The 24,228-nt window shown below is 36.8% G+C and carries 16 protein-coding genes and 1 pseudogene; 5 read left to right on the plus strand and 12 right to left on the minus strand.

Annotated elements, in window-relative coordinates; genetic code table 11:
* Positions 1–26 precede the first annotated feature (26 nt).
* The 9 genes from tssM to J576_RS10600 form a co-directional block, all read right to left on the minus strand.
* Positions 27–3,866: a type VI secretion system membrane subunit TssM gene (tssM, locus tag J576_RS10560; RefSeq protein ID WP_002048364.1), complete on the minus strand. Its 3,840-nt coding sequence runs from the start codon at positions 3,864–3,866 to the stop codon at positions 27–29.
* Between the two features lie 30 nt (positions 3,867–3,896).
* On the minus strand, positions 3,897–5,309 hold the full coding sequence (locus tag J576_RS10565) for a hypothetical protein (protein ID WP_002048297.1): 1,413 nt from the start codon (positions 5,307–5,309) through the stop codon (positions 3,897–3,899).
* Positions 5,306–6,304, minus strand: a complete 999-nt coding sequence (gene tssG, locus J576_RS10570; RefSeq protein WP_033855594.1) for a type VI secretion system baseplate subunit TssG — start codon at positions 6,302–6,304, stop codon at positions 5,306–5,308. Before tssG ends, J576_RS10565 begins: the two co-directional genes overlap by 4 nt.
* Complete coding sequence (gene tssF / locus J576_RS10575; protein ID WP_002048370.1) at positions 6,268–8,079, minus strand: type VI secretion system baseplate subunit TssF; 1,812 nt, start codon at positions 8,077–8,079, stop codon at positions 6,268–6,270. Before tssF ends, tssG begins: the two co-directional genes overlap by 37 nt.
* A gap of 16 nt (positions 8,080–8,095) precedes the next feature.
* On the minus strand, positions 8,096–8,572 hold the full coding sequence (gene tssE, locus J576_RS10580) for a type VI secretion system baseplate subunit TssE (RefSeq protein WP_002048404.1): 477 nt from the start codon (positions 8,570–8,572) through the stop codon (positions 8,096–8,098).
* 79 nt (positions 8,573–8,651) lie between these two features.
* Complete coding sequence (locus tag J576_RS10585) at positions 8,652–9,155, minus strand: Hcp family type VI secretion system effector (RefSeq protein ID WP_000653195.1); 504 nt, start codon at positions 9,153–9,155, stop codon at positions 8,652–8,654.
* A 49-nt stretch (positions 9,156–9,204) separates the two neighbouring features.
* Positions 9,205–10,686 (minus strand): type VI secretion system contractile sheath large subunit, encoded by a 1,482-nt coding sequence (tssC, locus tag J576_RS10590; protein WP_002048311.1) that lies wholly within the window; start codon positions 10,684–10,686, stop codon positions 9,205–9,207.
* A complete protein-coding gene (gene tssB, locus J576_RS10595; RefSeq protein WP_001119042.1) occupies positions 10,679–11,182 on the minus strand; it encodes a type VI secretion system contractile sheath small subunit in 504 nt (167 codons plus the stop codon). Before tssB ends, tssC begins: the two co-directional genes overlap by 8 nt.
* 16 nt (positions 11,183–11,198) lie before the next feature.
* Positions 11,199–11,888, minus strand: a complete 690-nt coding sequence (locus J576_RS10600) for a hypothetical protein (RefSeq protein WP_002048341.1) — start codon at positions 11,886–11,888, stop codon at positions 11,199–11,201.
* A gap of 761 nt (positions 11,889–12,649) precedes the next feature.
* Here J576_RS10600 and J576_RS10605 point away from each other — a divergent pair.
* Positions 12,650–13,618 carry a formylglycine-generating enzyme family protein gene (locus tag J576_RS10605; protein ID WP_002048322.1) on the plus strand — a complete coding sequence of 323 codons (969 nt, stop codon included), beginning with the start codon at positions 12,650–12,652 and terminating at the stop codon, positions 13,616–13,618.
* 25 nt (positions 13,619–13,643) lie between these two features.
* Here J576_RS10605 and J576_RS10610 read toward each other — a convergent pair whose 3' ends face one another.
* The 3 genes from J576_RS10610 to J576_RS10620 form a co-directional block, all read right to left on the minus strand.
* On the minus strand, positions 13,644–16,397 hold the full coding sequence (locus J576_RS10610) for a hypothetical protein (RefSeq protein ID WP_002048273.1): 2,754 nt from the start codon (positions 16,395–16,397) through the stop codon (positions 13,644–13,646).
* A 250-nt stretch (positions 16,398–16,647) separates the two neighbouring features.
* Positions 16,648–19,431, minus strand: a complete 2,784-nt coding sequence (locus tag J576_RS10615) for a type VI secretion system Vgr family protein (RefSeq protein ID WP_050679904.1) — start codon at positions 19,429–19,431, stop codon at positions 16,648–16,650.
* A 102-nt stretch (positions 19,432–19,533) separates the two neighbouring features.
* Complete coding sequence (locus tag J576_RS10620; RefSeq protein WP_033855595.1) at positions 19,534–20,427, minus strand: LysR family transcriptional regulator; 894 nt, start codon at positions 20,425–20,427, stop codon at positions 19,534–19,536.
* 98 nt (positions 20,428–20,525) lie between these two features.
* On the opposite strand from J576_RS10620, the pseudogene J576_RS10625 reads away from it, so the two are divergent.
* From J576_RS10625 to J576_RS10640, 4 genes and pseudogenes are all read left to right on the plus strand, one after another.
* Positions 20,526–21,867 (plus strand): annotated as a pseudogene (locus J576_RS10625) (MFS transporter).
* Positions 21,860–22,261 (plus strand): hypothetical protein, encoded by a 402-nt coding sequence (locus J576_RS10630; protein ID WP_033855596.1) that lies wholly within the window; start codon positions 21,860–21,862, stop codon positions 22,259–22,261. Before J576_RS10625 ends, J576_RS10630 begins: the two are co-directional and overlap by 8 nt.
* A gap of 95 nt (positions 22,262–22,356) precedes the next feature.
* Positions 22,357–23,301 carry an ABC transporter permease gene (locus J576_RS10635; RefSeq protein WP_000542531.1) on the plus strand — a complete coding sequence of 315 codons (945 nt, stop codon included), beginning with the start codon at positions 22,357–22,359 and terminating at the stop codon, positions 23,299–23,301.
* On the plus strand, positions 23,301–24,182 hold the full coding sequence (locus tag J576_RS10640) for an ABC transporter ATP-binding protein (RefSeq protein ID WP_002048423.1): 882 nt from the start codon (positions 23,301–23,303) through the stop codon (positions 24,180–24,182). The genes J576_RS10635 and J576_RS10640 overlap by 1 nt, the downstream gene beginning before the upstream one ends.
* Positions 24,183–24,228: the final 46 nt, after the last annotated feature.

Genomic DNA, 24,228 nt, shown 5'->3' on the forward strand with positions numbered 1-24,228 from the left:
CTTTAATGTTGAGGTTACTTTCCCTGTCATGGCTTAACTCCCGCAGTTGGTTGAGTTGCAGCAGGTTGTGTTAATGCAGCAACTGGATTTGCAGGTTTCGTAGGAGCAGCAGCCTGAGCTGGTGCTTGCTGCGCCGATACAACACGGGCAGCTTTATCAGCAGTAACTTTGTCAACCAATTGCATACCAGAGTAACCACGACTTGAACCAATACTGCCTGAGTTACTACTAATAAGACGGAAGTTCATTTTCACAAACAATGATGGATCCGTCTTACTGCGCCAAAGCATTTCGAAACCACCGTTCTGCTCTTTACGCTGTGCACTATCAATTAAGCGGTTAATACCATATTCACCTGGCTCATCAAAAATCGTATGGGTTTGACCTTGTAAATCTACAGCCGTAATACGCGCACCAGGAATGCTGCCTTGATTTGGCCAAATAAAGTTAACCCATTGCTGTACACCATTTTCATAAGTCATACGCTGACCATCAATATCAACGGTATATGAAAGCAATTGCGGGTTTTGAATTGGGTAGAACTGGAAGTTAGACTGATTTGTTGCCGGAGCCGCTGGTGCCTGACTATTTAATTCCCCAGTTGCCATACCATTTGTAGGTGCGACATAGCGCTGGAAATTCATCACAAATTGCGGGTTTAAACTAATACCCAAATCTTTCCATGTTTTTGAAGTTAAGGTATAGCCACGACGAATAACAAATGGGTCTAAGCTCTCTTTAACAAAACGGGAAATGCTACCGTTTTCACCAAGAATTTGACCAATTTCACTACTTGTTGCTTGTAAAGAAGCGGATGAGTTAAACGGATATTTCTTAGCAAGATTTGTAGTAAATGGCTGATACGCTTGCATAACCCAAAGTTTATTAATTTCATCTTGAGTAGGCGTAATTAGACTTTCAAAGGCTTGTGTAAGAGGACTTACCACTAATTTTTGTAGCAATTGCTGATCAATTTCACTGAAACCAACCGCCATTTTTTCATCTACAATTTTTTGAGTCTGATTAAATACCGATGTCTGCTCATTTAAGGTTTGCTTAACCAATGTCATAGCACTTGGCCCAACCTCACCCGCATTTTTAAGTTCATTAAACTTACTACGCACTAAAGCAAGATTTGTCATATATTCATCAAGTAAAGATTTACCCTGTTGATCATCACGTTTACGAACCAACTGATAAAACATTTGATATTCTTGAGAAATAGCACCTTGAGCATTAGCAACTGCTTGATTTGCTAATTGTTTATCATCACGGTTTAAGACTTTGCGTTTGAACCATGCAATAAATCCTTTTTGAGGAGCAGCTAATTCTGCTTGAACAACTGGATTGTCCCAATTTGTTTCAATAGCTACACGTTCAATAAGCGTGCGAATTGGTGAATTTTGTGGCTCGCCTAATACATCAATATTTTTTACTTGCTGAGCAAATTGATTTGCTTTTGCATAGTGAATACCACTTAAGAATTTTCTCCATTCCGCGATATATTCTTGCTTATAAAGTGCTGTGAGCTGCTTTCTAATTTGCTCTGGGCTACCCGAGAAAGTTAAGTCATCAGATTGACGGCTATTAAGCACCCAGTCTTTACTATCTGTAGGCTTATCTGCTGCTTCCTCAATGGCTTTTTCTACGTAGTCATTCCAAGCTTTTTGAGTAAATACACCTGGTAATGCATAGCTGCCTAACACAACATTTTTATTTGCCTCACCAACAATTTGACTTACTGTCAAAGCTGGGAAGCGAACAGCAGCACGCATTTTAATTTCGTTATAAACACGGTCACGTGCTGGCATACCTCTAATCACAGAGAGCAATACTTGACGTGTCTGATCAACTAATTGAGAGTCAGCATCCAAAATTGGGAACTGCTTATCATTTGCTAATGTCATTGCATACGACAAGATCTGTTCCGCTTCCTGAATCATATCTGCACGTGGCATTTGCCCTTTATTAGCATCCAGCCAAGAACGCCAGAAACGTGTTACCTGATCACTTAAATGACTTGCATCCATATACTGTGGATTACTCATCATCAAATATGCTTTTAATGCATTATAAGCATCTTGAGGGTTGGTATCTGACGGCTCTAAATATTGCTGAGTTTGAGCAGTTTGCTTAATCTCAACGTTGGTATGATTTGCTTTTAAAGTCGCTTCATTATTTTTCACACGTTGCAAATACTGAGCAATATTTTGCTGAGTAGGTGTTAAAACAATTTGTTTAACGCCTTTTAAATATTCAGCTTTTAATTTTTCACGTAATTCATTGCCTTGATATAAACCAAAACTAAATTTTAGAGGTCTATTTTCATCAAACTCGTCTAATTGCTGTAGACGTCTTTGTAAAATAAGTAGGGCTTCCAATTGAGTTGATAATTGTTGACCCGAACCCTTCTCTAACTGAACAACTTTATTTAAATCGGCTTGAACTTCACCAATAAGTTGTTGGTTATTGCGATACGACCAAACCCACACACCCAGAATAATTGAAACGCCAGCTAAAGCACCAATAAATGCAATATAACGCTGACGCTTTTTACCTGCATTTACATGCTGTTTAACTAAATCTTTATCTCTTAAAATAACATCTGAAAACAAGCCTTTTAAGAAATAACCATGGTTAGGCGTTGTTTTTAATTGATCTCTTACTTCATTTTGAGCAATTTGAGAAAGCTGAAATTCTTGTGCAATTTGCTCAGTCATTGGGCTTTCTATTACACCCTCTTGCAAGGCACTTGTGAAATAGAAACCACGGAAAACTGGTTGGAACTGGTAAGGGTTATCTTCAAAAAGTGTAGCAATAAAACTTTTTAATGCAGGTTTTAATGTTTTAAATTCTAATGGGAAGGTCATCACACTCGGTGAGATATTTTGAGAGTGTCGACGACTAAGATGGGTCGAGCTTACCCCTTTTAAACCATCGTAAAGAATATTGTAGTGTTTCTCAAAAAGATCTACAGCATTATGAGAAGAATTCTGCTCGTATGGCAGTGTTGCACCCCATGCCTGATTATATTCTTGTACTTCATAGAACTCGAAAAATTCGGTAAAACCCGCAATCAAATCCATTTTTGAAAAGACTAAATAAACGGGTACTACAACTTCTAAACGTTCCGTTAAATCTTGAATACGAGCACGTAAATTTTTAGCAAGCTTCAATGAATGTTCAGGACTTTGGCTCACCAGTTCAGCAATACTTACAATAAGAATTAAGCCATTCACTGGAGCTTTAGAACGGTTTTTCTTTAATATATTTAGAAAACCTAACCACTCTGAATGATCTTCGCTATATACCGAATAACGACCAGCCGTATCTAATAAAATACCTTCTGTAGAAAAGAACCAGTCACAATTACGGGTACCACTTAAACCAGCCGAAACCATTTTTTGATGTGTTTCTTCAAAAGGAAACTTTAAACCAGAATTATAGATTGCAGAACTTTTACCAGCGGCTGGATTACCAATAACCATATACCACGGCAACTCATATAGTGCTGCATTACCCTTCTTATCTCCTAGCTTTGACTTACGAATCAATTGAATAGATTCTTTCATTTGTTGGCTGATAAGTTGCAGCTCTTCTTTATCTTTATTTTTGCCGTACTCAGCTTGGTTATCTTTTTCTATCGCTTCAGCAAGCTCTTCACCTTGAACGGCATGCTTTTTGCGCTGAATTAGCCAATAAATTCCATAAACAATGAGCCCTAAAGCATAAGCAGATGCTAAAGCCCAAAATATATGGCGAGGAATTGAAGTATAGGAAGACATCAATGCCACGAACAATGACAAGGCGATAATTGCTTTAGGATTCGTGATGTACTGCCACAAGTAGCCTAAAATTGTATGCATTCTATTCTCGTTCTAAGTTCAAAGTTTAAATTAGCTATTCAACACCATCGCATCATCTTCTGAATTTTCAGTGACACTCTGCACAAAGGTATGTGCTGACACCGTATTTTCGCCAAAGACAAAAGGAACGATATGTTCAGGAAAATGCATACTGAGCATAAAGCCATAAATATCAACTAAATGCTGAGTATGCCCCAATGAAGATTTCACATAAATAAAGTGATGCGGTTCAACAGAAGTTTGCGTAAGTTGCTGCTGCAGTTGCTTCGCTGCTTTTATATCTGTCTGATCTGAAACAATAAGTACATATGGCTCATCCCCCTCGTACTGCGGTAATTCATTTAAGTTCAGGGTATTAAGAACTTTTGCAGTTTTTTCTTGACCAATTACAACTTTTAAATTTTTAGCAGGTTCCAGTTCTTCAATTTTTAAAGAGGGATCTGCAATAAGGCAGCTTGTAGCAAACTCCGCCGGAATATAATCCTTAACCATCCAAGACTTTTCATGAATCAGGTCCTGATCAATTTCTGAATCAACAGCAAGCATGAGAAACATTTCATGCTCTTTCTTTTGAATACGTTTTAATAAATGAATAAATTCTTGATAAGCCACACGCTCTCCCAAAAAGTGATATTCGATATGAACTTTTTGGGAAATAATGCCAATTTCAGTAAAGAACTCTAAAATTAAATCGTTACTTTGCTCATCATTCCATATATGCAATAAATCTTCTGGAAGAAGAATATGTAAATTCAGTCGATTTAAACGATGTACTTCAACTACAGGTGTTTCTGTATCTTCATATTCAGAATTTGGATCAACCCATGCAGGATGCATGTGATATTCACGGATCTGATGAGATTCATAAAATAAAATTGAACGCTTTAAATGTTCAGCCAAGCGATACAAATTCTCTATGTTTTGTTCTAATTGCTGTCTTATTAAAGACATAATACGAATTTGTCTTGGTGAAGCTGCGTATTCAAAACTCTCTTCATCCGACTCGGCCAAATCTTTAATTCGATAGGATAAAAGTGGCAATCCATAAGAATTTAACAACTGATCATCAAGCTCTGGACTTTTGAAATCTTGTATTTCTTTAATAATAGTTTCATTCTCGCCCAATGCATGTATAGCAAAAGCAGAGTAAATATGAAAATCTAACTGCTCTAGAGGCTGATCAGGTGTAGTCGTTTGTTTTTGGCTATCATCATTTTGGCTTTGACTTACAACTTTCTCTTTCTTTTCTTTATAACTTTTATAAACGCTATAAATCAGCCAAGGCGATAAGATCGCCAATGTAATAATTGCCGGTAACAAAAGAAAATAAAGGAAAAAATCCCCTTTATCAGGGTTATATTGAACATCGCGCCAGTAGAAAATAATCAATCCACTAACAAGTGTAAAAATAGCGATGAATGAGAGTAATATTTTTTTAATCATATTTGCTCTCCAATAAAGCTATAACATGTTTCATGGCTATGGGTGCTAGGCTTGCGAGACATTAAAAAAGCACCTTGCCCTAAGCCATTGGCTTGGCTTTGAGTCAGGCGAACAGGTTGCATTTCCGACTCATCTAATATCAGTCTTAGATCGATTGAAAGTGTCGGACTGCACCATGTTTCTACAATTTTTTTAAGCTTTAAACTAAGCTCTTGGTGAGGTAAAAACTTTAAATATTGCTGTCGCTTAAGTGGACCTATCTGAATCTCAATTTTTCCATCAATTTGTTGAATCGTTTCCCCACAAAACGTGTTAATACCAAGTAAGCTAGGCTGGCTTCCACCTAAAGTTGTTAACTGATCACTTGCTAACTTAAATGATTCTTGTATGAACTCTTTAATTGTAATTTCATGCTTAAATATACAACTCAACATTGTTTTCAAAGCATGAACGGTATTATTTTGCCCCTGCATTAAGCCCGAAAATTCAGCAAAATATTCATCCAAATCTTGTTGTTGATGTTGTGATCGAACATAACCATTTAAAGCATGCAGGATATCCAAATAATCATTTTTATTTTCTATTTCATATCGCACAGGCAAGTGATAAGTAATACTTGACTCTACATACTGACCAGTTAACTTATGATTAAATAAACTCAAAAACTCTTTAGTTTCAGCTCGTTGCTGCCGTGGAGCCTGCTTAATTTTATTTGTATAAGTATAAGGTAATGCCCCTTGTATACCGGTAAGGCCAACGATCAAGTTAGTTAAATGAACACGCTCATCTACTAATTCTAAACTTTCAATTTCAGTGGCCGGAAAGTTTAAGTTAAACGAGGTCTCAAATTTGAAATGATCAGTCCATGACGAACAGGCATCATTAGCTGGGCTATGACGCAATAACCGTGTTGCTTGAATAAATTCAAAAGATTTGGGGCGTTGAAACAACTCAGCAGTTATAGAAGAGTCTTGCCACCAACGTTCTGACTGCATTGGTATAACTCCTGCTGAGATGAATAATCCTTAACCACCAAATCAACAAAACTATTAATTTGAACCTTTAAATTAAAAACACGACTTAATAATTGACTAAAAATATATAAGCTATGCCCTCTAAACACTGATGAATCAATTTGTAATTCAGCTTTTACCCCTCTCACAAACATTGGAAATGGTTTGCCATCTACAAGTTTATGGGTAAGTGAAAATTCTAATTTTTTAATTGATTCAATAATTAAATAATTTTCTTTTGACTGCGGTAAGTTATATAAAGCCAACAGCTCTTTAACATGAGAAACAGCATCCCCTTTCATAAGCGCTAAGCTATTTAATGAAAGATGCGAAATCACACGCCATTGCTCACTTTGGCCTTGTTCAAACTTATAAGGTTTGGTTGGTCGCTTTAAGACAATCGCACGTCTCGCCAAGCTACTATCGTTTAAATTTAATACGTTATTAGACTGACCCAGCGCTTCATGAGGCAAATCACGGTTTGAACATAATAATTTGGTACTAATAAAATCTGAGCGTGTTGAAAATGGATTTAGATTTTTAGAAATAATGGAATAGCCCATTTCAACAAAATTAGACTGTAACTTTTGATAATTCACTGAGTAAAAAAAGCGAGCTGTATCATTGTGATAATGACTCATTGCAAAAAACGGTAAAACAGGAACATAACTTTCTTCCTGATTTGTTTTTTCACGTACCATATTCATCTCAAGTATTGAATATACTTGATAAAATTCAGGATGATGAGCATCTGTAACCAGTGGATATTCGAGTTGCTTATGAACTATCTTTTGAGGTTCGGCATATTTTTCGAATAAGTTGATTACTGGGGTAGTAAACAATTTAAAGTTTGCAATATTTAATTCAGAATAGTTTCTAACAACGGCTTGATCGTTTAAATTTAATTTGAAATGAATGAGAAGCTCAAATTCGGATACTTGCTGAGGTAACCCCTTTAAAAAATCTAAATCAAGTTTCAGATAGCTAAACTTTTCTGGGAAACAAAAATACTCCATTAATAAACGATAAGCATGATGCGTATGTTGATCGAGGGGTAATAGACTTTCTTGTTCAGAAAAACCTATCAGCTCGAATGGATTTTTACCCAACTCTACAATCTTTTGCCCATGTTTAAGTGCAAAACTGGTCCCTTTTTTAAAAATGCTATCAAGTACTTGAAGAGGAAAATTAGAAATAGCATCCAAATAAATAGGAAGCTTTTCGTGAACTAAAGATGCATGAGCGTTATTAAAAATTTCAAATTTAAAACTTAACGTCGCATTTTGATTTAAGTGCATATGTGCACTAGGTGTAGTTTTAAAATCTAAACCACTTAAATGAATAGGTAGTAATTTTACATCTTGAGTTGTATTGAACTCACACTGTACCCCTTTAAAACTACGAGATTTCAAAACGGTATGATCAGGTACAAGATGAGGTTCGGTAAGCTGTTTAATTTTATTAATATCTTCAAAACTAACGACAGAACAAGCAGGAAAATGACGTAAGTATTGAGGAAACATTACCTCAAATAAAGAACGAGTAAAAACATCATAACTGTCTGTAAGTTTTTTATCGATTCGAGCCGCAATCAGCGAAAAAGCCTGAATCAGACGTTCAATATGCGGGTCATCAATTTGCTCTTGATTTAAAGATAAACGCTGAGCAATTTTTGGATATTTTTGGGCAAATTCTCGAGATTGCTGACCAAATTCTTGTAATTGTTTTTCATAAAACGGTAAAAGCTCTTCTATCACAGTACACCCACTACGCTTAAGTTCTCGCTGAAATTACATACTGCTGCGTTGTTGGTTTTAACAATGCATCAAATACAACAGGTTCATATAGAGGGTGAATATTTAGATAAGCCTGAATACTTAAACATAATGCGCCCATATTATGTCCATCTAACAACATCTCTACTCGTATTTGTCTTAACCGAGGCTCATGAGCTGCTATTGATTGCTCAATGGATTGGCAAATTTTATCTCGGTCTAGAGGGTTGGCTGTAGAGAGCCCTACAAAATCAATAATCCCAAACTGAAGTATCGATTTCTTTACAAGTGGATAGTCATCAACTACATGATCTAACTTTGCTACCCGACTATTGAGCAAATCTTCTAAATCCTTTGCTACAGATTCTCTTAATTGCTGAATAGAAAGACCTTTTGCATAATCTTCACTTTCTGGAATTAAGCGATCAAATAAAGTTGAACGAAATCCGTATGGATAAAGCCGATCTAAGTTCATTCGAGTTCACAACAAAGCATATTTAGAGACAGCAGAGGCTAACTTTGTGTCAGCCTCCACCAAATATTCACTTAAATAATTAAGCTGCGTAAGAAGCTGTATTATTAGAAAGTGACCATTTCTTAGTAACAGCACCTTTAGCAGTACCGTTAATATCTTGTTGGTTATAAGTCCACTCAACAGCAGCATATTTCAAGCCAAATGCTTCTGTAGGAACGCCTTCTTCGTTAACAGTTGGAGTCACGCTAGAAACTAGAACATGCTTCAATTTGATTTGTAAGTACTTGATACGTTTATCGCCATTTGCACGATAAAAGTCGATTTGTACTTCATCAAATGTATAACCAGCTGAACATGCTTCCCATAGTTTAGGGCTAGTAGCATCTAAGTCTTTTACGAAAACCATGTCAGAATGTTCAACACGCTCAGCAGTGTGACCACCTACGCTACTTGAAGTAGCAGATTTAGGTTGACGAATGTTATGAGACCAAGAGTTAACTTCTAACCAACCTTTGTGCTCAGAATCACGAGATTCTCCATCAACTTTATATTTACCGCGAAACTCAACGTATATATCTTTCATTTAGAACTTTCCTATTTTTAATTTAAAGTTATTCTTTAGCTGACCTTGATTAATTTGAGGACTGAGGTAACTCAGTGACAAGTCGTAAAGAAACCGACAACTCATCCAGCTGGAAATGTGGTCGCAAGAAAACCACAGATTTGTAGTGACCTGGTTGAGCAGGATCTTCTACAACTTTTACAGACGCTTCACGTAATGGGTATTGAGCTTTTGCTTCTTGAGAAGCGCCATCATCAAGTAATACATACTGTGACAACCACTCGTTTAAAAATGCTTCGACATTACCAGCAGAAGCAAAACTACCCACTTTATCTCGCATCATTGCTTTTAAGTAATGTGCAATACGTGAAACAGCCATGATGTACTGAATTTGACTTGATAAAGCCGAGTTTGCGTTGGCAGTATCGTTGTCATATTTTTTAGGTTTTTGAGTTGATTGCGCACCAAAGAAAGCTGCGTAATCTGTATTTTTACAATGTACTAATGGAATAAAGCCTAGATCGCTTAGCTCTTTCTCACGACGATCTGTAATTGCAATTTCAGTTGGACACTTAAATACCACTTCACCATCTTGTGTTTTAAATGTATGGACTGGTAAACCTTCAACCAAACCACCACCTTCAACACCACGAATAGCAGCACACCAACCATGCATATCAAATGCATTTGTTAAACGAGTACCAAAAGCATAAGCTGCATTCATCCACAAATATTCATTGTGATTTTCACCAGAAACATCTTCAATAAAATTAAAGCCTTCTGTCGCAGTGCCTTCTTTTGGATGATATGGGAGACGACCTAAAACATGCGGCAACGTCAATGCAACATAACGTGAATCTTCACTGTCACGGAAAGAACGCCATTGAACATATTCAGCAGTTTCAAAGATTTTTGAAACATCTCTAGGACGATCAATATCTGTAAATGACTCAAGGCCTAAAATGCTTGGACTAGCAGCCGAAACAAATGGTGCATGCGCTGCTGCAGCAACATGAGAAATTTGTTCAAGCAAATACATGTCAGATGGCGTGCGGTCAAACTCAAAATCACCAATTAATGCTGAGTATGGTGCACCACCAAAAGAGCCATATTCTTCTTCATAGATTTTCTTAAATAAAGTGCTTTGATCAAAATCTGTAGCACCCTGAAAATCTTTTACCAACTCTTTCTTTGTCGTATTTAACATACGAATTTTAATAAGCGGATTTGAAGGTGTTTCTTGGCAGAAGTAATAAAGACCACGCCACGTTGATTCAATTTTTTGAAATTGTTCATTGTGCATAATCTGACTTAACTGACTTGAAATCAGCGCATCGATTTCTGCAATACGCTTATCAATTGATAAAGTCATATTTTCAGAAACAGTAATGGTTCCAGCCATTACTTCTTTGGCAAGTTCACCAATTAAACTTTTAGCACGTGAATGTTCTTCTTCATTTCGTGCAATGCGACTTTGCTCAACAATTGAATCTAAGAGATTAACTTCTTCATTTTCAACAAGTGGCATCGCTGCTGATTGAGTATTATTCATGGTCAGCCTCCGCACTTAATTTACGAATCTGATCAGTATTTTTAAGAACTTCATCAAGCAAATCTTCTAAACGTTCACTGTTAGAAATTTTATTTCTTAAATCAGTTAAACGTTCACGTGCTTCCACCAATTTCTTTAATGGATCAACTTGTTGAACAACATTTTCAGGACGGAAATCTTCCATTGACTTAAATGTTAAATCAACAGCCATCTTCCCACCCTCTTCAGTTAGCGTATTATCTACCTGAAAAGCAGCTCTTGGAGACAACGACTCCATTACTTCATCGATATTATCTAAATCTACATTAATAAATTTTTTATCTTTTAACTTTGTACGTTCAAGCTCAGATGCTGCGGAAAAGTCACCCATCACACCAACAACAAACGGGAGTTCTTTCGCTTCTTTTGCATCACCAATTTCAACATCGTAAGTAAGCTGAACACGAGGAGGTCGAATTCGTTGAAGCTTCTTTTGTACGCTTTCTCTTTTAGCCATAAGGTTCTATCCCAGATTATTTAGTTAAAGGGTCAAAAGGCGAACTTTTTGATTTACTAACACTCGCAACAGGCGCAGTTTTTGGTTTAACTGCAGGTGTTTTTACTGGAGTTACTGTATGTTTAGTTGTCGTTCGAGGAGTAGAAACTCGATTACGTACTACATTTTGTTTTCTATAACTTCTTTTTTCATTATCAACTGAACCACCTTCCGAGCTCGCTTTGAAACTTGATGGATCAGGTGCAGGCATTGCTGTATGGATATTTTCAATTAACTGCTTTGCAGGAGGATATGTTACGTCATTCGTTAAATATCGCATTTCCTGACCACGCATTTGTTGCAAAGAGTTATTTGCAATGCTTACGCCAGATAAAAACAATACATCTGTTAATAATGAACCACGAACGTTTTGACTCTGTAATTGACTAGCTAAATTTAAGGCTTTAACTGGTTGGTTGGTCTGATAAAAACGCATTGCTGCTTTAGCTAATAAATCATTTTTTTGAGTAGAATTATCTGTATCACATACTTGTTTAAAAAGATTTAACAACTCTGGATCAGTTTGACCTTCAATTATAGGATTTTTCTTAATACAGCTTTTCTTTAATTTTATAGGTTCTAATTCTGCAGCTTGTGCACAAGATAAACCAACATAGTTACCAATTAAAAAAAGTATCAAAACACTTTGCTTTAACACAACTTTCATTCCTCTATCTTCTTATTTAATCAAGGTTTTACTGAAAAATTAACATTTTATAAATATCAAAAAATCAGGCTTAAACCTTATATTCAAAAAATTTGAACGCAGTTTATCATATAATTAAACATATTTTATATAAAATTCATATCAAACTAAACTAAAAGTAAATAGTTTAGATGCTTATAAAATATGGCTTAATAAAGTTTTTCTAACAAAAAAATAATATTGTTAATTTTTGTAAATAAAAATAAGTAATTGATATATATTGAATTTATTAAGAATTAAAATAACTATAAATTTATCCAAAATATTGAACCTTTATAGCTTATGAAACAATTTCTTAAGAATATTTAATCATATATTAATTAAAAGTTACTTCTATCTGGTTAGTAACAATCCAACTAATTTTCAGAATTTTAATTCACTACATAAAATAAATAAATTTGTCAAGACTAATCTGTCTATATATCATATTTTTTAAAACTAATTTAATGCTTCCCTAGCACAAAAAAAACATACTCTCCGTACGCGACCATATCTTTCATATAGTTTTTTGCTTGAAACGGTTTTTTTGACAAAAATTGCAAATTATTATTTTGATTGTTGTAATGATCTAGACTGGGAGCCCCATGTTAGCGATATATTGTATTTTTTGAAAAATAACTTTTAATCATCAACTCAATTCAACAACAAAAGCCCTATTCATATTTCTTATGAGTCTTATTAAAATAGTCATATCGCCTTCAACTATATGTTTTTTAAATAAGATGATTAGACAGAATTTAGCAATCATTCTACTTTCAAGTATTACATTAACTGCTTGTGCAAAATCACTGAATAATACAGATCAAGCTCAAACCCCAGTTACTAAACAAAACCTCTCACCAGAGCAACAAAAGAAGTTGCAACAATTGCTCGATAAAACAAAAAAGAATCTTATAGAAATTAAGGGTGGTACTTTTATGATGGGAGACTTTGGTGAGCAAAAAAGCCCAGATAAATTACCCTATGATAGTAATGCAGATAGTAAACCTTTACATAAAGTCACTTTAGACAATTTTGCATTAAGTGCAACAAAAGCAACTTATGCTGATTTTGATGTATACACTGAAGTTACAGGGCAAGAAAAAATTGGGAAGTTTGATAATATTTCAATAAAATATCGTATTGCTAATTCAGCAGCAGGCGTCAATTGGCAGCAAGCCCAAAATTATTGCCAATGGCTAGGAAAACAACTTAATTTAAAAATGGATTTACCGACTGAAGCCCAATGGGAATATGCTGCACGAAATCGTGGACAATACATTCTTTACCCTACAGACAACGGTAAAATTGATATTGGTAGAAACGTTTGGAGCTTTAAACAACGTACTCTTTCAAAGCAACAATATCACGCTAATAAAGATATTTCTATTCTCCAACAGTTTCCTGCCACTCCCTTAGGTTTATATGACATGATTACCGATAATTATGAGTGGATACTAGACTGGTATGACCCACAGTACTATAGCAAATCTACTGAAAAGAACCCCCACGGTCCTAAAACAGGAACCCTTAAGGTCGTAAGAAGCTCAGAACCATCTGATGGACAGAACTTACAAATGTTTGGAGGTTTTACCTTTAGTCGCCATGCTATTCACCCTGTAGAAGATCCCAAACTATCAAATGATCCTGATATTAAAAAATATAATATTGATTTAAATAGATTAAATTCTGTACGATGTGCCGTTAATTAGTAAAATATAAAAGTATATAAGGTAACTAAGCCTTATATACTTTACTTTCATCAGTATCATCAAAAGGTTTAAGAATATTTTGATTACTCGCCATGAGAATCATATCTTCCTCGCCACTCCATACCGCTTGCTGTATTTGCAACTGTTTAAAACGCATATCATCTTGATTTTTTACCAGCATATAATTCAACGAACCCGCGATTTTCTTCGCTCCTTTGCGGTATTTTAAATAGTCTTGAAGCCATGTATTTATTTGAGTACCGTTATAGTCAATACCTGAATTTAGACAACGAATTATATCTTCCGCGTACTTTTCATCATTTCCATAATTAAGAAAACGAATAATATCTCCCTCTACCTTACCTAATTGAGTTTTAGTAAGTTTTATTCCTTGCGGATGGATATGCTGAATCGTATTTTCCCATTCCTCAGTAGAGATACATGTTTTAAAAATATTGATTACTGCTGTCTTCCTAGTTGGAAAAAATTCAACTTTCATATCTGAAAATTTAACATTCATATCAAAAATAGGAGCAGTTCTATCTGTCCAATGTGTTACTGCATAAAGTAGAATCCCTTTAGTTTCAGGTGTTGCATAAAGTAATTCTTTTTTTCCTGAACTGGAGTTAATATTTTGTGCAGTTTTATAACGTCCTTGATCAATATCCAACCTATCGAGCCACTCCCCATATAATTCTGATATTTTTTTTATATTCTCCGTTACTGGATGATTCTCACCTATACAATAAGCCAAAACCTGTGCAGTTAACAAAAATGCCGCTTCATTTATGTAGAGTAATGTCTTAAATCCTGCATGAGCAACTTGGGATTTAATAAAACCAAGATAACTTAAAAAATACTCTGTCCCCACAACAAATGAGGCCACTCCTTTTGCTCCTATTCCCCAACATAGATGAGCTGCTACTAATATTTTGAAATTACCTGAACTCCGATCGTAACCAATTTGAAATTGCCCTTGTGCACCCGCTCCTACGCTAACACCACCGCCAGCCGCAACTGAAGCGATTGCCACAAACTCTCCTTCACCGCTGCCATCCCCTTTAGGCTTAAACCACTCTATAGCCCCTTTAAGTAAACCTTGTATTTGAGCGCCAGCAAATGCATTAATACCAATATTTCCTTGATTCTGCGCATTTTCTTGATTATTACCAATTATTTTTAAACTCCCTTGTGCTGGCTGAAACATAGGCTTTTTATTACGATCTACCATTTGACTCATTGATCCTTCTGGTGGTCTTACCACAGCCTTTATGACCTGGGTTGTGCCTTGATAAGAAATATCAACGGATAGATTGCCAGCGATCCCTAAATTTGCTCCTGAAAAGCCAGATATCTCCGCCCCAATTAAAAAACGGATTGTTCCTAAATCATAGTTATCGTATTCAAGTTTCCAGCCTGTTTCACACGGATAAAATTTACGCCATTCTTTAACTCCTTCAAATAATGTCCATTTAGTTGACATATCTCCAGAAGCCTTAATACTTACCCCTTTTGGCGCAGCACTTATTGAACCTTCGCCACTTACCCCAGCGACCATGCGCATCCACTGTGCTTCTTGGGTAACCGTAATGTCTCTACTATTTTTGTATTCCTCCGCAATTTCGCCCCCCAAGCCCCCTATTAAGTTATAAACAGCTTTCTCATCACTTCCAACACTACCTTTCGCTGTCAAAAGTTGTTGTGAAAGTTTTTCAAAACTACTACGGATTTGTGCAGGTTGTTGTACAGTATATTGATTTGCCGTTACATCCACATTTTTCTGAGGGTTCCTACGCTTTGCTTTTAGCTCTTCATATTCTGTAACTTTTAAATAACGACGCTTTAAATTATATTTAGATGCTTTTTCGTTTGTTTTACCTGTGGACTCGACCACCCACACTTCTCTTAAATCAGCTCTTTGTTTAAATTCACTATTAATCTTTTCAATGGCCTTTTCCTGATTTATATTTAAACGTTTTTCCAATTCTTTGATTTCATCCAAATCACGACTTTGAATTGCTTTTGTCAGATTTGCATTCGACTTATGAACCTCCTTCACTGCGTCAGATAATATTTTGGTTTTTTTATCAAATTCCGCATAGACTGCAGGCGGCAAAACAAGCACTTCATTGGTACATGGGTTAATCACTATAGGTGGCTTTTGTCTTGCACCCATGTTTTCTTTATGATTAATATCAGGCTGAGTTACTGCTATCGAAGTCGGAAAAATAATTTGATAAATGACTTGTTTATCTACACAGGTAATCGGCTCGTACCATTCACTATTTTTTATAGCAGATCCTAAAGTATATGTAACTCTACTTTTCAGATGTGTGTAAACTAATTGGGTATATCCTTTTTTATCAGGTGGTCCCGGCCTTGCATTTATTAAAGGTTTACTCTGATTTTGAGCGAATATTTGATAATCTACTATTGGAATACCTTTTCCAGCGCTATCAACAAATCTATATAAGGCATAGTTTTTAAACTTAAGATATTTTGTTTTTTTTACATTATGTGTATTTTTCTTTTTGTATTCCTCATAAGACATATTAATCCTTTCATTTAATTCTTCTGCCAAATCTGAAGGGAAAGCTGGTCGTATTTTCGATAAGTTGAAAAAATTTTTCTGTTTAACTGCTTTAGCATTTTTTCTTAGTTCTTCCAAATCTTTACTTGCTTTTTTCTGCATAAGCTCATATTGAGCTTTTGTTAAAAATGAAGTATTGCCTTTAAGTCTTATATCATTTACTTCAACTATATTATTTCCTTCAGCCAAAATAGGTTTTATCGTCTTCTTAGGACTAAAAATAGTTTCATATCCCTCGACAAAGATGTGTAATTTCCCATTTTGATTTAATGAAATTGGTTTTGTTTGGCCTTTTTGATTCGTAACATCTTGGTAAGTCTCTTTTCGTCCATCTTAAGAGAAAAAAATTATAGTGTATTTTACATTTGGTAGTTCTTGATTTCTTTGATTATAGAAGACGATTGTATATTCAAAAGTAGTATAACGATTCATTATATCTTTAACCTTTTACCACTAGTTTATATTTAGAAGCATTTTCATCACAAATATGAATGGAAACTTGTTCAGAGCCATCAGTTTCAAATCTTTGAGTTAAACCTTGGGCGTTAGTTTTCCCCTTTTGTCGGTTACCATCCATTCTAAAAGCAATATACTCTACGTTTTTCGCTGGCTTTCCATCTAAATCAGTAATTTCAAAAGTCAAATAACATGGTTTATTGTCCTGTTTTTTAGGAGGATTAACTTGCGCGCCCCCCATAAACACATGCTGTCCAGCCTTCACCTCAAACTTGCCCCCCGTGACTGGGAAAATACCCGAGCTATTCAGTTTTACTTGAGACCCACTTGCTGTCAGATTAATTTCAGTAGGGCTAGTAATATAAACGGTGTCTTCGGTTGAAGTAATTTGCATACCTTTTCTAGCAATGATATCCAATCTATCGCCTTGTGCCTGTATTTCAACTTTCCCTTTGCCCGCATAGAACCGTGCTCCTTGTTGAGCGGCAAATAGACTAACTTTTTGACTCGCATGGTTCACTATATTCTTTTGCGTACTGATATTAATGCTGTCGCCCGCAGTTTGGTTGAGCTGCCCATCTGCACTTAAGCGAATGTCTTCATTACTACTTACAGCAATACTTTTTGGAGATGCCAGCAGCATCACTGCTGATTGAAACTCAGCAGCCTTTTTAGGATCTTCTTGCTTGAGAACTTCTAAGAAAGTCTGAATATTCTCAAGCATATCTAACGGGTCGGTTTGCTGATTTTTAGCAACTTCACTGAGGGCCTTAGCATTGCTAAGTCCGCCTTCGATTTGTTGTTTGGCCTCGCTTGCATCAAGGTGTACACCCTGAGCTTGGTCCTGTTTATGAGTACTAATGAGTAAGCCACTACCAGCTCGAACCGCACCCCACTGGTCAGTTCTGAGTTCAAAGCCTTCACCACGACCGTCACTTTCGGCTTTGTCTTTTGGATGGCTTAAGTTACCGAGGTTTAATTGGCTAGCTGCATGGCTGCTTTGTAACTGAGCACTGATTTGACCTGTGGTGTCATCAAAACGGAGTTGGTTAAAGCCTTTGCCATCGACTTCTTCAGAGCGAATGCCACTGAGCTTTTTGGTGTCAGGTAGTTGGCCTTTCTGGTCGAACTGGGTTGGATGGCGTTCAGCTTCGTGAATGCGTCCCACCACAAATGGTCGGTCAATGTTGCCGTCAAAGAAGTCGATTACCACAATCTCACCCACACGTGGCAAGAAGCGTGCCCCATAACCTGCACCTGCCCATGGGGTCAGTACATCCACCCAAGCTGAGTCGGTGTCATTGTCGTTACTGCCTGCTCCACCGTCATGGCTATGGTCATCAGCTCGGGTAAACAGGAAGCGGACTTTAATGCGCCCCCACTGGTCAACATGAATGCTTTCGCCTTCTAGCCCCACAACTTTAGCGCGTTGCGGATAAGCTGCTGGTCGGTGCTCTAGCGGGTTATACTCAGGCACAGCTTTTATGTTGCGTCGAACGACATTGAGTTCAGCAAAATGGCGCTGCACGGGGTTTAGGTTGTCGAGTTGAGTAGTTTTAAGCTTGTCTTGTGGTAATAGGCGTTCAAGTTGCTGTTGTAATTCTTTCGGTAAATTATTCTGGTTATAGTAGTGCTTGCTTAAGATTAAAAACTCTTTATCAGCACTGTCATGTTGGTCAAGTTCTGGGTGGTCATTGAGTTCAAACCAGTAACCCACTTGTGCATCACGGACATTCCCTGCAACGGTAAACTGTTTAGAACTCAGGTGATGGTAAGCGTTAATGTGTTGGTTAAGCTGTTCAATTTGACTGTTGCCTGAAGCGGTAGCTTGGTCTTCGCCTTTTAAGTCCTGCATCCAAGCAGGGCTAACATGCCATGCATCTTCAAGGTTCAGGCTTGCATTGTCATAGTGTTCGCTGTGCTTTTGTGTGCCTTGTACGCTGCCACTGCCTTCTTCTTGTTGAAGGGCATCAGCTTGCCAGCGTTGGATATGAACCGAGGTTGGTTGTAAACGACGCTCAGCTTTGACTTGGGTAATGGTATCGAACTGTTCTGTGGCACTGCTGCGTTGGTAGCGGAGGCTGCGGCGATCAAGGGCTTTATAATTTTGATTTTCATCAATTAAACGTAGCACTTGTGGCTGAATAGAAGCATTCGGGTCCGCGACTAAAAGCTGTGACTCATCGACCAGCCAATTAATACCTTCACTACGCCACAAACGGGTTAAAAAGTCATAATCGCTTTCGTTTGACTGCATCACAAATGGACGCACATCGTAGTCCTTAGTTAAGCCAGATGTGTCGAGCGTTAAGCTTGAGGCAAACAGCGGACTTTTACCTTGCCATTCTTTAAACAAAATTTCGCTAATATCGCGCACACTTTTATTCATAAACACGCGGCTATTGCGGCGTTTATGCCAGAGTGCAGTTGGGTCTTTTAAAGTTAAATTATAAATAGTGAGTGAGCCGTCACTTTGGCCTTGGCTGGCTTCGGTAATAATACCTGTCGTTCTAAAATATTGGCCCATGTCAGTGACCTGATCAATGGCAACCTGACAGCCAATAAATTGTTTTAATGCAATATACGCATTTGTAGACAGACACAATAATTCAGCAACGCTACCCTGATTAAGCGTATGTTCACCCTCAATACGTTGTAAGAAGACTTGCTGATTTAATGATGGGTTGGAAAACTGCACATGAAGTAAGCGATTCTGTGCAACCAAACCTAAATTATCTAAAATTTGAAATATTTTATGGGACATCATTATTATAAAACTGGGTAAAAATCAGCATTATTTTATAAAAAACAGACAGAATTGTCTATTTGTATGGCTTTAAATCGCATCTTTTACATTGCTTTTATTTTATCAAAAGGTAAAACGAGCCACCAAGAAGTCTATTAAGGCGCGTGTTTTGGCAGGCAAACTAGAGGTGTGAGGATAAAGTAATTGAATACTTTGTAACGGTAACGAAAAATCTGGAAATAACCGAATTAGGCGATTGTTTTGAATATCTTCATCAACTAACCAGGCAGGACAAATTGCCACACCTAAAGAAGAAAGAGCCATTTGATGAATTACAGTAACCGAGTTTGATTCATACTGACTGCGAACAAAAGGTAATGAATATTGCTCCCCTAAACTATTTTGCAAAATATATTGTGAATCTTGCCAGTTTAATAAAGAGTGGCCAATCCAAGAAACATTTGCCAAATCAGATATCTTTTCTATTAGATGATCTTTTATAAACTGCGGAGTAGCCACAAGATAAATTGGATATTCTCCGATTTTTCGAGTTTTTAAAGATGAGTTTTTTAAATTTCCTAACCGAATAACGAGATCTAACTTTTCAGTAACTAAATCGTCAAGAGAAGAGTTGAAAGAATACTGTAAGCGTATATGTGGGTAAAGCCGGCAAAACTCAGGAAGCAAAGGCAAAATAAAACGTTGGCCAAACTCATTGGTAGACGAAAATCGTAAAGTGCCTGTAATGCTTGTACCTAAGTGTTGGCTTCGTTCAAAGGCATCATCAATTTGAAGTTGGATTTGTTTAAAATCTTCATAAAATTGCTGACCTATTTCAGTTAATGCAATATTACGGGTGTTACGAATTAATAGACTTGTATTTAGCTGCTTTTCTAATTGTTTTATATCAATACTCACCATTGATCGACTTAAGCCTAAAATTTCCGCAGCTTTGGTAAAAGAGCCAGAATCAACGACTTGTAAAAAACTGGTTATTTGTTTGAGGTTTTTTTGCACAATTAAGCCAATTGTTTAAAATTATCAAATAATGATTTTACTTCGCTTGCATCGACAATAAAAGAGCCGGATCTTACCCTGCCTGCACGGAGGTAGGTATGTCATATCGATATAAAATAGCGACAGTGTTTTTACTTGGGTTCTTTATTGATTGCATCAACATTTTTATGTCTGCAATTGCATTGCCTAATATTGCATCGTCATTTTCAGTGAGCCAATCCATGGTCGTATGGGTAACAAATGCTTATATTCTCGGCCTCATTTTAATTATGCCCATGAGTTTATGGTTAGCCGCCAAACTTGGGGATCAAAAATTATTGTGTTATTCGATGCTGTTATTCTCGATAAGCATCTGCTTTATGGGTTTTAGTGAATCGATTTATAGCTTAATTTTTTGGCGATTTATTCAAGGAATAGCTGGAGGTTTATTAATTCCAGTCGGGCAAGCACTCGTATATGCATTCTTCCCGAACCAAGAACGCCAACGCATTTCTACTATGATTATGGCAATTGCACTGATTGCCCCAGCTTTTTCACCTGCTATTGGAGGCGTAATTATTGATTCATTGAATTGGCGATGGGTATTCTTATCTAACCTTCCTTTTTCTTTACTGGCAGCAGCTCTGGCATGGTTATGGGTTAAAACAACAAAGAAGGTTTCGAGTGAAAGACCAGATATTAAAGGCTTAGTTATCTTTAATATAAGTCTGTTATGTTTATTACTCTCCTTTTCATTCTATAGTGATTACCATCATGCCCTATTCGCTATAACGAGTTTTCTAATTTCAGTGGGAATGCTTATTTTTTACATTCAACATGCGAAAAAAATTTCCCATCCTGTTCTTAATCTTGAGTTATTAAAAAATAAAAAATTTACGTAATGCATTTATTGTCTATTATGCCGTTCCGGGTATTTTTACAGGCGTTAATTTACTCAATATTTTTAATTTACAACTTAACTTCGGCTTTAATGCAAAACAAACTGGTTTATTTATGTTGCTCTATGCAACCGGGGCATTCACAGCCATGATTAGTGGCGGCCTACTCTATCAACGGTTAGGAAAAAAGTATCTTCTTATTATTGGAATAACCCTACATAGCTTTGGCATATTTCTTTTGTTTTATATTTCAAACACTAGTCCCTTAAGCTTTTTAGTGATTGCTTATTTATTGATAGGTATGGGAGGCGGATTAAGTGCCAATATTGCCCAAATCAGCTCATTGATTGATTTTGCAGGTGAAGACTTATTACAAGGCAGCGTACTTTGGAATATTAATCGGCAAGTTTCATTTAGTGTCGGTACAGTTGTTCTCATTTCGATATATAACTTAATGTCCAGCTCAAGCGAGCTACTTCGCTATCAACATACTTTTTTAATTGCAGCTTTGCTCTGTTTACTCTCACTCATTCCCGTTTTAAAGGAGAAAACTCATGTCTAATCAAATGGATCAAGCCATTCAAAGTGTAATAGACCTACATGTTTTAATAGAAAATGTATTTACAGGCCAAAATGCACAGCAAAGTCTTAAGCCTCTTTTAGATAGCTTTGATCAAAATTTTAAGATGGTAACGGTTCAAGGTCAGTGTATTGGTTTCGCCGAAGTGAATAGTTTATTTAGCCAGAATATCGGAAAGAAACCTTCTTTAAAAATCGACATTATTAAAAGCGTAGCTTTATACGAATTTGAAAATTATTGCTGGGTGCAATATCAAGAACATCAGCAAACTGATGAAACCGAGACAGTACGGACTTCTACAGCCTGCATTAAAGTAGAAGACAAAAAATGTTATTGGGTTTATGTACATGAAACTTTAGTTCCCTCGTCTTCTTAACTCATCTAAAGCATCTTAAAGATGGCACTTATTTTGCTTAACAATATTACGTTTTATGAAAATCGTAATACTGATCAAAATGGGGAGCTCTCGATATGGGTTATGTTGCAAAGGAATTTACGCGAAAGAACAAGCTGATTCTCAGTATTTGTTCTTTCGTTATTCCAATATGTCTTTGGTGCGCAATCAGTTACTTACCTTTTATTTGGCATCCTCAAGTACAAATCACGAGTTCAGGCAGTGTTCCTTACTTACAAGTAGGCAGTCGTGTTGATAAAAGTGTGTTCTATCTCGAAGCACAAAACGCAGTCAATCGAAATTCTGCACCACCGCAAGGTATTTTGGTCAACCCTATTTATTTACCCGCTCCCCATGAGGTCGCTAAAGCTTTGGTCACCGCCTTTACCACACCACCTGAACAACCTGATTCGCCGTGGTTTCATCAAAGTTTATGGCACAGTATTAAACTGGTATTTTCAGCTTTTTTTATTTCTTCGCTTATAGGGATTCCACTGGGTATTTTATGTGGTTTTTCTAAGCGGATCTCCCTGTTAACAGAACCGTTTGTCGAGTTTTTCCGTTACTTACCCGCTCCCGCCTTTGGCGCACTTGCAGTAGCAATTTTAGGGATTAATGACGCACCTAAAATTGCCATTATTGTGATTGGTACTCTGTTTCAGCAAATTCTCATTATTGCCAATACCACCCGAATGGTAGATCGAAGCTTAATTGAAGCTGGCTATACGCTTGGCACCAATAAGCTCAAAAGTTTATTTCACGTGGTGATTCCTGCTGCCTTACCTGATATTTACCGTGACTTACGTGTGCTATTGGGCTGGGCTTGGACCTATTTAATTGTTTCGGAGTTGATTGGTACGACTTCAGGTATTACGTGGTTTATCACCCAACAGGCACGCTATCAAAACTTTGACAATGTCTATGCAGCTATTTTGATTATTGGGGTGATTGGTCTGGTTTGTGATTGGGTATTAATGAAGTTAGGTGAGCGGATGTTCACTTGGAAAGTGGGAGCAAAATAATGAATGATTCAACATTTAACGCGCATGAATACTTTCAAAAAATTTATGAACGTCCTGTTATTTTAGAGGCCAAACAACTGAGCCAAGTGTTTAAACATGGTCAAAGCGAACGCACTGTTTTAAATAAGCTCGATTTAAAAATTCATAAAAGAGAATTTATTTGCGTAATTGGTCCTTCTGGCTGCGGTAAATCGACACTGAGCCGTATCATTGCGGGTTTAGACCCATATCATAGTGGAGAAGTTTTAGTAGACGGCGAATGCATTACGGGACCATGCCCTGAACGCGGCATGGTATTTCAAGGTTATACCCTTTTTCCTTGGAAAACCGTAAAAGAAAACGTGATGTTTGGTCCTCAAATGCGTGGAGCTAGTCAAATGACAGCCGAAGCTCAAGCACGCGAATGGATTAATATTATTGGTTTAGAAAAATATGAAAATCAGTATCCGCACCAACTTTCTGGCGGTATGAAACAGCGTGTTGCGATTGCTAGAGCTTTGGTTAATCAACCTAAAATTTTACTCATGGATGAACCTTTTGGTGCACTCGACCCGCACACCCGTCAAAAAATGCAAAAGCACTTAATGGATTTATGGCACAACATTGATATCACCATTATTTTTGTGACCCATGACATGGATGAAGCCATTTTACTGGCAGACCGAATTGTGGCACTCAAAGCCAACCCCGGTGAAATTAAGGAAATTATTGAAGTTAATTTACCTCGTCCACGTTCACTCGACTTAATGAGCACACCTGAGTTTAAACAACTCCGTTCACGGGTTGATTATTTAGTTCACGCTGAAGAAGACGAGCTTGACCCAGCTTTACAAGACTTACCAAAAATTCCACGTATGACTCAGGTCAGTACAGAAAAATAAGCCAAACACAAAAAAGCCCAAGTTCAACTTGGGCTTTTTGATTTAT

Origin of the sequence: Acinetobacter sp. 766875 (assembly GCF_000582055.1) — a bacterium.
GTDB lineage: Bacteria > Pseudomonadota > Gammaproteobacteria > Pseudomonadales > Moraxellaceae > Acinetobacter > Acinetobacter nosocomialis.

What these genes read in the sequence shown, in the direction of transcription:
- tssM (WP_002048364.1), bottom strand. Translation starts at nt 3,866, where the DNA reads ATGCATACAATTTTAGGCTACTTGTGGCAGTACATCACGAATCCTAAA.
- J576_RS10565 (WP_002048297.1), bottom strand. Translation starts at nt 5,309, where the DNA reads ATGATTAAAAAAATATTACTCTCATTCATCGCTATTTTTACACTTGTT.
- tssG (WP_033855594.1), bottom strand. Translation starts at nt 6,304, where the DNA reads ATGCAGTCAGAACGTTGGTGGCAAGACTCTTCTATAACTGCTGAGTTG.
- tssE (WP_002048404.1), bottom strand. Translation starts at nt 8,572, where the DNA reads ATGAACTTAGATCGGCTTTATCCATACGGATTTCGTTCAACTTTATTT.
- J576_RS10585 (WP_000653195.1), bottom strand. Translation starts at nt 9,155, where the DNA reads ATGAAAGATATATACGTTGAGTTTCGCGGTAAATATAAAGTTGATGGA.
- tssC (WP_002048311.1), bottom strand. Translation starts at nt 10,686, where the DNA reads ATGAATAATACTCAATCAGCAGCGATGCCACTTGTTGAAAATGAAGAA.
- tssB (WP_001119042.1), bottom strand. Translation starts at nt 11,182, where the DNA reads ATGGCTAAAAGAGAAAGCGTACAAAAGAAGCTTCAACGAATTCGACCT.
- J576_RS10600 (WP_002048341.1), bottom strand. Translation starts at nt 11,888, where the DNA reads ATGAAAGTTGTGTTAAAGCAAAGTGTTTTGATACTTTTTTTAATTGGT.
- J576_RS10605 (WP_002048322.1), top strand. Translation starts at nt 12,650, where the DNA reads ATGATTAGACAGAATTTAGCAATCATTCTACTTTCAAGTATTACATTA.
- J576_RS10615 (WP_050679904.1), bottom strand. Translation starts at nt 19,431, where the DNA reads ATGATGTCCCATAAAATATTTCAAATTTTAGATAATTTAGGTTTGGTT.
- J576_RS10630 (WP_033855596.1), top strand. Translation starts at nt 21,860, where the DNA reads ATGTCTAATCAAATGGATCAAGCCATTCAAAGTGTAATAGACCTACAT.
- J576_RS10635 (WP_000542531.1), top strand. Translation starts at nt 22,357, where the DNA reads ATGGGTTATGTTGCAAAGGAATTTACGCGAAAGAACAAGCTGATTCTC.
- J576_RS10640 (WP_002048423.1), top strand. Translation starts at nt 23,301, where the DNA reads ATGAATGATTCAACATTTAACGCGCATGAATACTTTCAAAAAATTTAT.